Source organism: Oleiharenicola lentus (assembly GCF_004118375.1).
GTDB lineage: Bacteria > Verrucomicrobiota > Verrucomicrobiia > Opitutales > Opitutaceae > Lacunisphaera > Lacunisphaera lenta.
On the sequence record NZ_SDHX01000001.1, the window covers coordinates 700,370 to 712,422 of the forward strand.

The 12,053-nt window shown below is 66.0% G+C and carries 10 protein-coding genes; all 10 read left to right on the forward strand.

The window, feature by feature from the left end:
• The first annotated feature begins 23 nt into the window (after positions 1-23).
• The 10 genes from ESB00_RS02875 to ESB00_RS02920 all read left to right on the forward strand — a co-directional run bounded on the left by ESB00_RS02875 (position 24) and on the right by ESB00_RS02920 (position 11,965).
• On the forward strand, positions 24-1,415 hold the full coding sequence (locus ESB00_RS02875; RefSeq protein WP_218938669.1) for a glycoside hydrolase family 88/105 protein: 1,392 nt from the start codon (positions 24-26) through the stop codon (positions 1,413-1,415).
• A complete protein-coding gene (locus ESB00_RS02880; RefSeq protein ID WP_164975994.1) occupies positions 1,412-4,336 on the forward strand; it encodes a glycosyl hydrolase family 95 catalytic domain-containing protein in 2,925 nt (974 codons plus the stop codon). Before ESB00_RS02875 ends, ESB00_RS02880 begins: the two co-directional genes overlap by 4 nt.
• 142 nt (positions 4,337-4,478) lie before the next feature.
• Positions 4,479-5,345, forward strand: a complete 867-nt coding sequence (locus ESB00_RS02885; RefSeq protein WP_129046222.1) for an alpha/beta hydrolase — start codon at positions 4,479-4,481, stop codon at positions 5,343-5,345.
• Positions 5,346-5,476: 131 nt separating this feature from the next.
• Positions 5,477-6,265 (forward strand): SDR family oxidoreductase, encoded by a 789-nt coding sequence (locus ESB00_RS02890; RefSeq protein WP_129046223.1) that lies wholly within the window; start codon positions 5,477-5,479, stop codon positions 6,263-6,265.
• A gap of 111 nt (positions 6,266-6,376) precedes the next feature.
• Complete coding sequence (locus ESB00_RS02895) at positions 6,377-8,197, forward strand: tagaturonate epimerase family protein (RefSeq protein WP_129046224.1); 1,821 nt, start codon at positions 6,377-6,379, stop codon at positions 8,195-8,197.
• A gap of 47 nt (positions 8,198-8,244) precedes the next feature.
• Positions 8,245-9,663, forward strand: coding sequence for a glucuronate isomerase (gene uxaC, locus ESB00_RS02900; RefSeq protein WP_129046225.1), 1,419 nt, complete (start codon positions 8,245-8,247; stop codon positions 9,661-9,663).
• 82 nt (positions 9,664-9,745) lie between these two features.
• On the forward strand, positions 9,746-10,117 hold the full coding sequence (locus ESB00_RS02905) for an ArsR/SmtB family transcription factor (RefSeq protein ID WP_129046226.1): 372 nt from the start codon (positions 9,746-9,748) through the stop codon (positions 10,115-10,117).
• Between the two features lie 3 nt (positions 10,118-10,120).
• Positions 10,121-10,573, forward strand: coding sequence for an SRPBCC family protein (locus ESB00_RS02910; RefSeq protein WP_129046227.1), 453 nt, complete (start codon positions 10,121-10,123; stop codon positions 10,571-10,573).
• A 20-nt stretch (positions 10,574-10,593) separates the two neighbouring features.
• Complete coding sequence (locus tag ESB00_RS19820) at positions 10,594-11,571, forward strand: SRPBCC family protein (protein ID WP_218938670.1); 978 nt, start codon at positions 10,594-10,596, stop codon at positions 11,569-11,571.
• Positions 11,572-11,575: 4 nt separating this feature from the next.
• Entirely contained in the window at positions 11,576-11,965 is a 390-nt protein-coding gene (locus ESB00_RS02920; protein WP_129046228.1) for a DoxX family protein, read from the forward strand.
• Positions 11,966-12,053: the final 88 nt, after the last annotated feature.

Genomic DNA, 12,053 nt, shown 5'->3' on the forward strand with positions numbered 1-12,053 from the left:
GGCGCCGCTTTACCCCGATCCCCATGATCCGCCTCCCGATGATGCCCCGTCTCGCGGTGCTGTGCTCCGCCGCTGTCCTTGTTGCGCCCTTGAACGCCGAAGGACCGTTTCGCAACCGCGACAATCCCGACCTGCACGACGAGGCCGAGGGCACCTATCCGGTTCCCTACCATCTGCCGAAGCCGGAGGAGATCACCGCCGTCCTTGAGCGCATCCACGCCAACCTCGACCGGGCGATGGCGACCAAGGTGGTCAACGCGAAGACCGGCGCGGAGATCACCGACCTTACGACCTTCAATGCCGACGCCGTGGCCTCGCAGGGCGAGCGCAACGGCTTCCACGTGATGACCTATGCGACCGGTGTCACCCACGCCGGCATGCTCGCGGCGGCCGACGCCACGGGTGACGCCCGCTACCGCGACTTCGTGGCGCGGCACGTTGAGTTCCTCGGACGCACCATCCCGTATTTCCGCGCGCAGGCCGAGCAGATCGGCGCGAAGAACAGCAGCTACCGCCGGCTCTTCGATACCAACTCGCTCGACGACAGCGGCTCGATGTGCGCCGCCCTGATCAAGGCCCGTTTTGCCGGCATCGGCCCGGATCTGCGGCCCGAGATCAAGCACTGGGCCGACTACATCCGGTTCAAGGAGATCCGCATCGCCGACGGCACCGTCGCCCGCCACCGACCGCAGCCCGAGTCGCTCTGGGCCGACGACGCCTACATGTGCATCCCGGCGCTCGCGCAGATGGGCCGGCTCACCGGCGACCGCGCCTGGTTCGACGAGGCCGCCAAGCAGGCGGTCCAGATCGCCCGCCACCTTTTTAATCCGACCGTCGGTCTCTACATGCACGGCCGCCATCTCAACCAGCCGCTCACCGCCGAGTTCCGCTGGGGCCGGGCCAACGGCTGGGTGATCCTCGCCCAGTGCGAACTGCTCGATGTGCTGCCGCAGGACCATCCGCTCCGTCCCGAGATCCTCGCCACCTACCGCCGACACGTGCAGGCGCTGGCCGAGCTGCAATCGGGCGCCGGGCTCTGGCACCAGCTGCTGGACAAGCCCGATTCCTACCTCGAGTCGTCCTGCACCGCGATGTTCGTCTATGCCATCGCCCACGGCATAAACCGCGGCTGGATCAGCCCGGTCACCTACGGTTCGGTTGCCCAGGCCGGCTGGCTTGGGCTCGCCCAGCAGGTCAATGCGCAGGGCCAGATCGAGGGCTCCTGCGTGGGCACCACGCTCGCGAGCGACCACGTCTATTACTACAACCGCCCGACCTCCGCCCACCACGGCCACGCCTACGGTCCGGTGCTCATGGCCGGAGCCGAGATGCTCCGCCTCTATCGGAACCAGGGAAAGCTCTTCGACATCAAGCTCCAGTTTCGCACCTACCACTTCGTGCCCAAAAAATCGTGATTCAACTGACCTTCCGCCTCGCTCTTGCTCTTTCGCTCCTGCTCCCGCTGGCTGCGCGGGCCGACGCTTCGCCGGTGCACATCGTCCTCGTTGGCGACTCGACCGTCACCGATGATTCCGGCTGGGGCCACGGCTTCCGGCAGTTTGTCGGCGAAGGTGCGCGCATCACGAACGTGGCGCGGGGCGGACGCAGCTCAAAGAGCTACCGCGACGAAGGCCACTGGGACCAGGTGCTCGCGCTCAAGGCCGACTATTACCTGATCCAGTTCGGGCACAACGACCAGCCGGGCAAGGGTCCCGAGCGCGAAACCGACCCCGACACGACCTACTATGCGAACCTGGCCCGCTACGTGGACGAAGTCCGTGCGCAGGGCGGCCGGCCAGTGCTGATCACGTCGCTTGTAAGACGGACGTTTTCCAAGGCCGATCCGACCAAGCTGGAATCCGCCCATGTGCCCTACGCTGCGGCGGTCAAGCGGCTCGCTGCCGAGAAGCAGGTGCCGTTGATCGACCTGCACGCGAGCAGCCTCGCCTTCTGTGAGCGGATCGGGCCGGCCCGCACCGCCGAGTTCAATTTTCCCGACCCCAAGGGCAAGAATGACACCACCCATCTGCAGGCCGCCGGCAGCGTGGCGTTCGCGCGCCTCGTGGTGAACGACCTGCGTCGCGCCGTGCCTGCGCTCGCCCCGGTGCTGCTGCCGGAGCCGGTCAGCCCGCTCTCCCTTTGGTATCGCCAGCCGGCCAAGGTCTGGGTCGAGGCGTTGCCGGTCGGCAACGGCCGCCTCGGTGCCATGGTTTACGGCGGCGCGGCGCAGGAGCATATCCAGTTCAACGAGGACTCCCTTTGGACCGGCCAGCCGAACGAATACCAGCACGAGGGCGCGGCGAAGTTCCTCCCGGAACTCCGCCGCCTGCTCGCCGAGGGCAAGCAGAAGGAGGCGCACGAGCTCGGCATGAAGGAGTTCATGAGCATTCCGCTCCGCCAAAAGGCCTACCAGCCCTGCGGCGACCTGCGCCTCGATTTCCCCGGTCACGAGGCCGCGACCGACTACCTCCGCACGCTCGATCTCGACGCGGCGGTTGCGACCGTGCGCTACCGGGTGGGGGAGGTGACCTTCACGCGCGAGGTTTTCGCCAGCCACCCGGATCAGGTGATCGTGGTGCGGGTCTCGGCCGACAAGCCGGGGGCGCTCAACTTCACCGCCAAGCTGGCCACGCCGCACGAGGGCGCCGTGGTGCAGCCGCTCAGCATCACCGGACAGGTGAAGGACGGAGCGATCAGGTTCGACGCCCGCATGCAGGGATCGACCGAGGGCGGCAGCGTGCGCATGGAAAACGGGGCCTGGACCGTCGCGGGAGCCGACAGCGCCACGCTCGTGCTCACGGCGGCCACCAATTACGTCAACTTTCAGGATGTCAGCGCCGATCCGGTGGCACGCAACCAGCCCGTGCTCGCCGCGGCGGCGCAGAAATCCTACACCGGGCTCCGCGCCGCCCACGTGGCCGATCATCAGGCGCTGTTCCGGCGCGTGTCCTTCGATCTCGGTTACACCCCGGTTAACCGGCCGACCGACGCGCGGCTCCGCGTTGCTGACAAGGCCGCCGATCCCGCGCTCATCCCGCTTTATTTCCAGTTCGGCCGCTACCTGCTCATCGCCAGCAGCCGCCCCGGCGACCAGCCGGCCAACCTCCAGGGCGTGTGGAACGACAGTCTCAAGCCCTCGTGGGACAGCAAATACACCGTGAACATCAACACGGAGATGAACTACTGGCCGTCCGAGGTCGCCAATCTCGCCGAGTGCGCCGAGCCGCTCTTCGCCATGATCGACGACCTCGTGGTGAGCGGCCGCAAGACGGCGCAGGCCCACTACGGCGCGCGCGGCTGGGTGCTGCATCACAACACCGACCTCTGGCGCGGCACGGCGCCGATCAACAATTCCAACCACGGCATCTGGCCGACCGGCGGGGCCTGGCTGACGCTCCACCTGTGGGAACGCTACCTCTTCACCGAGGACCGCGGTTTTCTCGAACACCGCGCCTACCCGGTGATGCGGGAGGCGGCGCAGTTCTTCGTGGACTTCCTCGAGCGCGACCCGAAGACCGGCTGGCTGATCAGCGGTCCCTCCAACTCGCCCGAGCAGGGCGGCCTCGTCATGGGCCCGGCGATGGACCACCAGATCATCCGCGCGCTCTTTGCCGCGACCGCGCGCGCCGCGGACGTGCTCGGCACCGACGCCGAATTCGCCGCACAACTGCGGAAGATGCACGCCGAGATCGCGCCCAATCAGGTCGGCCAGCACGGCCAGTTGCAGGAGTGGCTGGAGGATAAGGACGATCCGAAGAACCAGCACCGCCACGTCTCGCATCTCTGGGCGGTTTTTCCGGGCGACGAAATCCATCCGGGCGACCCCAAGTTCTTCGAGGCGGCGAAGCAGTCGCTGCGTTTCCGCGGCGACGACGGCACCGGCTGGTCGCTGGCGTGGAAGATCAACTTCTGGGCCCGCTTCCTCGAAGGCGACCATGCGCACAAGATGATCCTGCGCCAGCTGCTGTTCGTGGACGCCGCCGCTCCGCAGAACTCCTCGCACGGCGGCACCTACGCCAACCTCTTTGATGCGCACCCGCCGTTCCAGATTGATGGAAACTTCGGCGCGGTGTCCGGCATCGTCGAGATGCTGCTCCAGTCGCACCGTGGCGGGCTCGATTTGCTGCCCGCGCTGCCCGCCGCCTGGCCGGAAGGCAAAATCGCCGGCCTGCGCGCGCGCGGTGGCTTCGAGGTGGATCTCGAATGGCGCGGCGGAAAACTCGTCACCGCCAAGATCCGCTCGCTGCTCGGGAATCCCGTGGCGCTGCGCTACGGCTCCGCCACGAAACAGCTGAAGCTGGCCAAGGGCGAAACCTTCACTTGGAGCGGAAAATGACCCTCTCCCCTTCAGTCTTTTGTAGGGTCGGGCTTTGGCCCGACCTCGCGCGCGAGGTCGCCGCCCCTCGACAGGCGCGGGGCCCTGAGTTCGTCGAACGGGCAAGCAGCGACCTTACAGTCAGCTCACTGGGCCTCCTTCCATGAAAGCCCTGCTCACGCTCCTTTGTCTCAGCTTCCTGGTCGCCGTCCGCGCCACCGAACCGACTTTCCACCGCGACATCGAATACGGCCAGGCCGGTGGGGAAAAACTGCTGCTCGATGTCAGTGTGCCGACAGGGGAGGGCCCCTTTCCGATCGCGATTCTCGTTCACGGCGGCGGCTGGGGCAGCGGCGACAAGGCCCTCGTGGACGGTGGCGCGGGCATCGGCATCTGGTTCAACGCCCTCACGGACGCGAAATACACCTGGTTCTCCATCAACTACCGGCTCGCGCCCAAGCACCGTTGGCCGGCCTGCCTCGAAGACGTGCTCACCGCCATCCGCTGGGTGAAGGCCAACGCGGCCGCCTACAAAGGCGACCCGAACCGCATCGCGCTCTTCGGCCACTCCGCCGGCGGCCATCTCGTCTGCCTCGCGGCCACCGTGGTGGATGACTCCGCGCGCGTGCAGGCCGTCGTCGGCTTCGCGCCGGTCACCAACCACGAGCAGGAGCTGCCCATCCGCGGCGGCGTCAGCACCGCGCTCCAGAATCTGCTCAACCGCCAGAAGGAAGTGACGCCGGAGTCGCTCGGTCTGCTCCGCGCCATCTCCCCGATCAACCACGTGCGGCCGGGGCTGCCGGCTTTCCTGTTGGTCCATGGCGACGCCGACAAGACCGTGCCCATCCAGCAGTCCTACGATTTCCAAGCCAAGCTCCAGGCCAACGGCGTGGAGTGCGAACTGCAGGTTCTCCCCGGCGCGCCGCACCGGTTGTCCGAGTGGGAAAAGGCCGCGCCCGGTTACACCGCCCGCTACATGGCGTGGTTGGATCGCCAGCTGCGACCGGAAGTGCCTGCCAACCAGCCATGAATGCGACGCGTGCGGCAGGCATCAGACCGCCGGGCAGCCCGACGAATTTCGCTTATGACCGCCCAGTCCCGGCCTCGGGGCTTGCCGCTCCCGGACCCCGGGAGTTTGATTACTGAACTGCATTTTCACCCATGAAATCCGAAGAATACCTGAAATCCTATTTTGGCCTGGATGGCAAAGTGGCCGTCGTCATCGGCGGCACCGGCGAACTCTGCGGCGCGATGGCCGAGGGCCTCGCGGGCGCGGGCGCCGAGGTCGTCATCGTCGGCCGCAGCCTCGAGAAGGCCGAGGCCCGTCTCGCCAAGATCGCCGCCGCGGGCGGCAAGGCCTGGTTCCACAGCGCCGAGGCCACCAACAAGGCGGAGCTCGAGGGTCTGCGCGACGCCGTGCTCCAGCGCAGCGGCCGCATCGACATCGTGGTCAACGGCGCGGGCATCAACTCCGCCACGCCGTTTTTCGACATCTCCGAGGAGGAGTTTGACCGCATCCTCCGTGTCAATGTGAAGGGCGTTTTCCTCGGCTGCCAGGTCTTCGGCAAATACCTCGTCGAGCGCGGCCAGGGCGGCTCGATCATCAACCTCGGCTCGATGTCCGCCGTGGTGCCCCTCTCGCGGGTGTTTACCTATTCGGCCTCCAAGGGCGCCGTCCACAACCTCTCGCTCAACCTCGCCCGCGAGTGGGCCCCGCACCGCGTGCGCGTCAACGTTCTCGTGCCCGGTTTCTTCCCGGCCGAGCAGAACCGCAAGATTCTTTCTCCCGAGCGCGTCGCCTCCATCCTCGGCCACACGCCCGCCAAGCGATTCGGCGAGGCCCGCGAGCTCATCGGCTCGACGCTCCTCCTCGCCTCCGACGCCGCCGGCTCCTTCATCACCGGCGAGGAGCTGATCGTGGACGGCGGCTACCACGCGATGACGATCTGAGCGCCGCGAAGCGGCGCCAGTTTAAGCGGCAAGTTTAAGTTGAAGAACCCGAACCTGTCGCCCGTGCCATTCTCGCTTCAACTTAAACTTAAAACTTAAACTTTGTTCGTCATGTCCGCCATCAACGAATTCCTCCTCAAGAACAACCTGCGCATCGCGCAGAATCCCTGCGTCTCGCCCGACTTCTGCCTCGATTGGCCCGCGCTGCAGGCCGACATCAAGGCCGGCAAGGTCACCGAATACGCCAAGAGCCGCTTCGGCACCAAGGCCGGCGCATTCACGCTCGTCGAGAACGCCCACGGCGACTGTGCCTGGAAACTCCATGCTGCGGGCACGGCACTGGCCGACGGTGTGGCCCACGCGGGAGCCACTTATTTTCCGGCCACCTTTGCGAATCTCCTGACGCTGAAGAATCTCATCCAGGAGCACGACGCGTCCTCGACGATCTTCCCGACGGCCGGCGCGAAGCTCGGCAAGTCCACGCTCGGTGTCGGCGCACGTTTCACCACGCTGCACTGGCCCGCCGTCGAGTGGGCGATGAGCGCCCTCGAGATCGGTCTCACCGCCAACCAAAACTCCATTCCCCGCGAGCTGGTTTACGATGTGGACGCCATGCTCGGCAACCGCCTCGACACCGTGCCGTTCCCCTTCATCGGCACCAACGTGCCCGAGGGCCATCAGGGCCAGAGCGTCGAGGGCATGAGCCACGGCTGCGTTCTCTCGAAGCTGAAAACCGGCTTCCACCACCGCAAGATCGCCTGGTCCTTCAACGCCGACCACCAGCCCATCGGCGGCAAGTTCGACGTTCGCGAGGACGCCCTCGTGAAGGGCTGCCTGCTCGCCAGCTACATCACCTTCGACCTCTCGCCCGAGCTCGCGCTCAACCAGCCGGCCAAGGTCGCCGACATCCCGGCCGATGTCGTGAGCAAGACCCGCGCGCGCGTGGCCGCCGCCGGCCTGAAGCTTGATGACGCCGCCTTCAACGCCCTGCTCGCGACCGTCTGGACGCCGATGCAGAAGATGAAGCGCCGTGACGACAAATACGCCGCCGCCCGCCGGGCCGCCTTCACCACCGACGTGGGTCGCACCTATCTCCGCGAACTCTCGATCGACGAACTTCCCGGCCTCACTACGCCCGAAACGACCGCCATCATGCTCGCCCTCTGCGAGGTGCTCGGCATGCCGGTCAACTTCGTGGCCCCGGCCTTCGGCTTCCAGAAGAACACGCCGTATCCCGACAACGCCGCGCTCAAGCAGCTCATCGAGGCGCAGTGGGCCGTTTGCAAACAGTTTGGCGTCTCCATCGGCTTTCACTCCGGCTCCGGCAAGTCCGCCGAGAACTACCAGGTCATGGGCGAGGTCACGGGCAGCGCGCTCGAGATCAAGACCAGCGGTCGCTACACCTACGAAATGGGCGTGGCCATCTCGCAGTCGAAGAACCTCGCCGACGCCGCCCTCTGGCGCGACTGGTATAAGTTCACCGTGGACATGTCCGTCGCCGGCGCCTTCAGCACCGACGCCACGGAACAGAAGATGGCGCGCATCTTCGTCACCACCTCGCTCGCCGCCCTTGGCAAGCCGGTGGACGTCTTCGCTTCGCCCGCCACCTGCCGCGCCGCCCTCGAGGCGTTGCCGCCCTCGGCCGAGCACATGATCTTCTTCGAATACAACTTCCTCTACGTGCTCGCCGCCGGCGGCCGGCCGGAAAAGGCCGCCCTCGGGGATCACACACCCGCCGGCTACCAGCAGCGCGCCCGTTTCTACGCCGTCAGCGCCGAGACGCGCCTGCTCTTTTCGAAGCGCATCGCCGCCTACCTGATCTTCCTCGCCGAAAACACCGGCCTGGCCTCCAAGGAGCGCTGCGCCGCCACGAGCAAGCTGCTGAATTCCTATTCCTCGCTCGAGGCCATGTTGGGCGATATCAGCCGATAACTCATAGGCCCTATACGCCCTATATGGCCTAGAAGCTCCATCCTCCCATGAAGCCCTTCATTCACGACGACTTCCTGCTGCAGACCGACGCGGCCCGCGACCTCTATCACAACTTCGCGAAGAACGAGCCGATCTACGACTACCACTGCCACCTGCCGCACAAGCAGATCCTCGAGAACAAGTCCTTCGCCGACCTCGCCGAAATCTGGCTTGGCGGCGACCACTACAAGTGGCGCGCCATGCGCTCCAACGGCGTGGACGAGCGCTTCTGCACCGGCAACGCGTCGCCGCGCGAGAAGTTCGACGCCTGGTGCGCGACCGTGCCGCACACGCTGCGCAATCCGCTCTACCATTGGTCGCACCTCGAGCTGACCCGCTACTTCGGCATCCCCGACATCATCAATCCGGCCTCGGCGGACAAGATCTGGCAGGAGGCCAACGCGAAGCTGGCCGGGATGCGCGTGCATGACATCCTCGCGGCCAACAAGGTTGCCGCCATCTGCACGACCGACGATCCGGCCGACCCGCTCGAATTCCACGAACAGATCAACCGCTCGGGGATCAAGACGCGGGTCTATCCGACCTTCCGCCCCGACAAGGCCTTCCTCGTGGACAACCCGGCCGCCTACGGCGCGTGGCTCGAAAAGCTCTCCGGCGTCACCGGCTCGCCGGTGAAGTCCTTCGACGATTTCCTTGACGCCCTCGAAAAGCGCCACGCGGCCTTCCACGCCGTCGGCGGCCGTCTCTCCGACCACGGCATGGAAAGCTGCTACGCCGACCCCTGCACCGCCGCCGAGGCCAAGGCCATCTTCGACGCCGCCCGCGCCGGTCGCGCCGCGAATGCCGCGGACTACGCCAAGTTCGCCTCGTTCCTGATGATCCAGCTCGGCCGCTGGGACGCCAAGCGTGGCTGGACCAAGCAGCTCCACCTCGGAGCGCTGCGCAACAACAACACCCGCCTGCTCACCAAGCTTGGCGCCGACACCGGTTTCGATTCCATCGGCGACTTTCCGCAGGCCCGGGCGCTCAGCACCTACCTCAACGCGCTCGACACCACCGGCGAGCTGCCGCGCACCGTGCTCTACAACCTCAACCCGGCCGACAACTACGCCTTCGCCACGATGATCGGCAACTTCCAGGACGGCTCCGTCCCCGGCAAGATGCAGTTCGGCTCCGGCTGGTGGTTCCTCGACCAGAAGGAGGCGATGGAGTGGCAGATCAACGCGCTCTCCAACCTCGGCCTGCTCAGCCGCTTCGTCGGCATGCTCACGGATTCGCGCAGCTTCCTCAGCTACCCGCGGCACGAGTATTTCCGCCGCACGCTCTGCAACCTGCTCGGCCACGACATGGAGCGCGGCGAGATCCCCCACGACCGCGCCCTTGTCGGTGGCATGGTGAAGAACATCTGCTTCGCCAACGCCCGCGACTACTTCCGCCTCGAGCTCGATCCGAGCTTCGCGAAATAAGCGCCCGACCAAGCCCGCTTTGCCGGCGGGCTTGACTTTTCGTTACTATTTAACCAAGTGGTTAAATAAAGAAGGACGCATCATGTCTCCCGACCGTCTCAGCAAGGTCTTTGCCGCGCTCGCCGATCCCACCCGGCGCGAGATCCTCGCGCAGCTCTCGCGCGGGGTGCGTTCCGTGACCGAGCTGGCCGAGCCGCACGACATGAGTCTGCCGGCCATCTCCAAACACCTGCGCGTACTGGAGAACAGCGGTCTGATTGCCCGCGGTCGTGATGCGCAGTGGCGACCGTGCCGCATCCAGGCGGCACCGCTCAAGGAGGCCGTGGACTGGATCGGCCAGTATAAGCGGCACTGGGAGGAGAGTTTGGACCGTCTCGACGACTACCTGCAGGAATTGCAGGCAAAACAGAAAGCATCGCCCGGCGGTAAAAGATCCGCCGCGGCCAATCGTTGAACGATGTCCGCCGACGCCCACGCCATCGTTACCTCCCGCATGTTCGCCGCCGCCCGCACCCGCGTGTGGGCGGCCTTCTGTGACCCGGTCGTGTTGGCGGGCTGGTGGGGGCCGGCGGGTTTCACGAACACCTTCCACGAGTTTGATTTCCGGCCGGGCGGGGTTTGGCGGTTTACGATGCATGGGCCCGACGGAGCGGCTTATCCCATGGACCATCGGTTCTCAGAAATTGTCGCGCCGGAACAGTTCGTGGTGCGCCATCTTCAGCCTGGTCACGATTTCACGCTGACGGTGACGCTGGCCGACTGCGCCGGCGCCACCGGGATCACCTGGCGCATGCTCTTCGACGACCCGGCCGAGGCGGCCCGGGTCCGGCCCTTCGTTGTGCCGGCCAACGAGCAAAATCTCGACCGCCTCGAAACCCACCTGTCCGGCCAGCCGCCGGCTGTTCGTTGAATTACAATCCGCTCCACGCCATGTCCGACCCGCACCTGCCCTCCGACACCGAAATTCTCTTTTCCCGCATCCTTCACGCCCCGCGTGAACTGGTTTGGGAGGCCTGGACTAACCCCGTGCATGTCGCCCAGTGGTGGGGGCCGCGTGGCTTCACCACGACCACCAAGCGACATGAGTTCCGTGTCGGCGGCTACTGGGAGCACACCATGCAAGGGCCCGATGGCACGAACTACCCGAACAAGAGCAAATTCCTTGAGATCGTTCCGCAGGAGCGCATCACCTACTTGCTCGGCGGCGGCAGCGACCTGGAGGGTGACGAGCGCCGCGGCACGACCTTCCGGGCCACCTGGACCTTCGAGGCGGTCGCGTCCGACCGGACGCGCCTGACCGGCCGCATGGTGTTTCCGAGCAAGGAAGCCCGCGACCGCGTCGTGCGTGATTTTGGTGCCGTGGAGGGCGGCAAGCAAACCCTCGAGCGCGCCGCGGAATACACCGCCGGCTTGCAGACGAAGCCGTTCGTCATCTCGCGCGAATTCGCCGCGCCGCGCGATCTGGTCTGGCGGGTGTGGACGGAACCGGAGCATTTCAGCCAGTGGTTCGGACCGAAGGGTTTCAAGATCAAGCTCGCGCGGTTCGACCTGCAACCGGGCGGCATGACGCACTACAGCATGGTGATGCCGGAAGGGAAGGTGCTCTGGGGCCGGGCCGTTTATCGCGAGATCGCTGCGCCGGCCAAGCTGGTCTGGCTCAATTCATTCTCGGATGAGGCCGGGGGCATCGCGCCCCATCCGCTTACGAAGGATCCGTGGCCGCTACAGATGCTGACGACGATTGTCTTCACCGAGCAGGCGGGCAAAACAACCGTGACGATCCACTGGGTGCCTTTCGACTCGACCGCCGCCGAGCGTGCGACCTTCGAGGCCGGCCGCGGCAGCATGGCCATGGGCTGGACCGGCACGCTCGACCAACTTACCGCATACCTCTCCCTCAACCCCTGAAACCATGTCCTCCACGCCCGCACCCTCCAAGGTTCCGTTCTACGTCAGCATCGTCCTCAGCATCCCCCCGGTCTTCATGCTGCTCATGAGTGGCGTGATGAAGGTCATGCAGACCGAGCAGGTCCGGCAGGGTTTCGCCGACTGGCCCGCCGGCAGTGCAGTTGCGATCGGTGCTGTGGAGATTGCCTGCACGCTCATCTACCTCATCCCGCGCACCGCCGTGCTGGGAGCGATCCTGCTGGCCGCGTATCTCGGCGGCGCGGTTTGCCTGACCGTGAAGATGGGCATGGGTGTCGCCGGCTGGTCGATGCCGGTGGCCTTCGGCGTGCTGCTCTGGGGGGCGCTGTGGCTGCGCGACCCGCGGATCCGCGCGCTGATTCCGTTGCGGAGCTGAAGTCCGGGGCGACGGTGCCCCGGCTCCTTCGAGGCACTTGTTAGAATGCGGCCCACCGTTGCCTTTCGTGCGAGGCTGGCAATGGTTT

What these genes read in the sequence shown, in the direction of transcription:
- ESB00_RS02875 (WP_218938669.1), top strand. Translation starts at nt 24, where the DNA reads ATGATCCGCCTCCCGATGATGCCCCGTCTCGCGGTGCTGTGCTCCGCC.
- ESB00_RS02885 (WP_129046222.1), top strand. Translation starts at nt 4,479, where the DNA reads ATGAAAGCCCTGCTCACGCTCCTTTGTCTCAGCTTCCTGGTCGCCGTC.
- ESB00_RS02890 (WP_129046223.1), top strand. Translation starts at nt 5,477, where the DNA reads ATGAAATCCGAAGAATACCTGAAATCCTATTTTGGCCTGGATGGCAAA.
- ESB00_RS02895 (WP_129046224.1), top strand. Translation starts at nt 6,377, where the DNA reads ATGTCCGCCATCAACGAATTCCTCCTCAAGAACAACCTGCGCATCGCG.
- uxaC (WP_129046225.1), top strand. Translation starts at nt 8,245, where the DNA reads ATGAAGCCCTTCATTCACGACGACTTCCTGCTGCAGACCGACGCGGCC.
- ESB00_RS02905 (WP_129046226.1), top strand. Translation starts at nt 9,746, where the DNA reads ATGTCTCCCGACCGTCTCAGCAAGGTCTTTGCCGCGCTCGCCGATCCC.
- ESB00_RS02910 (WP_129046227.1), top strand. Translation starts at nt 10,121, where the DNA reads ATGTCCGCCGACGCCCACGCCATCGTTACCTCCCGCATGTTCGCCGCC.
- ESB00_RS19820 (WP_218938670.1), top strand. Translation starts at nt 10,594, where the DNA reads ATGTCCGACCCGCACCTGCCCTCCGACACCGAAATTCTCTTTTCCCGC.
- ESB00_RS02920 (WP_129046228.1), top strand. Translation starts at nt 11,576, where the DNA reads ATGTCCTCCACGCCCGCACCCTCCAAGGTTCCGTTCTACGTCAGCATC.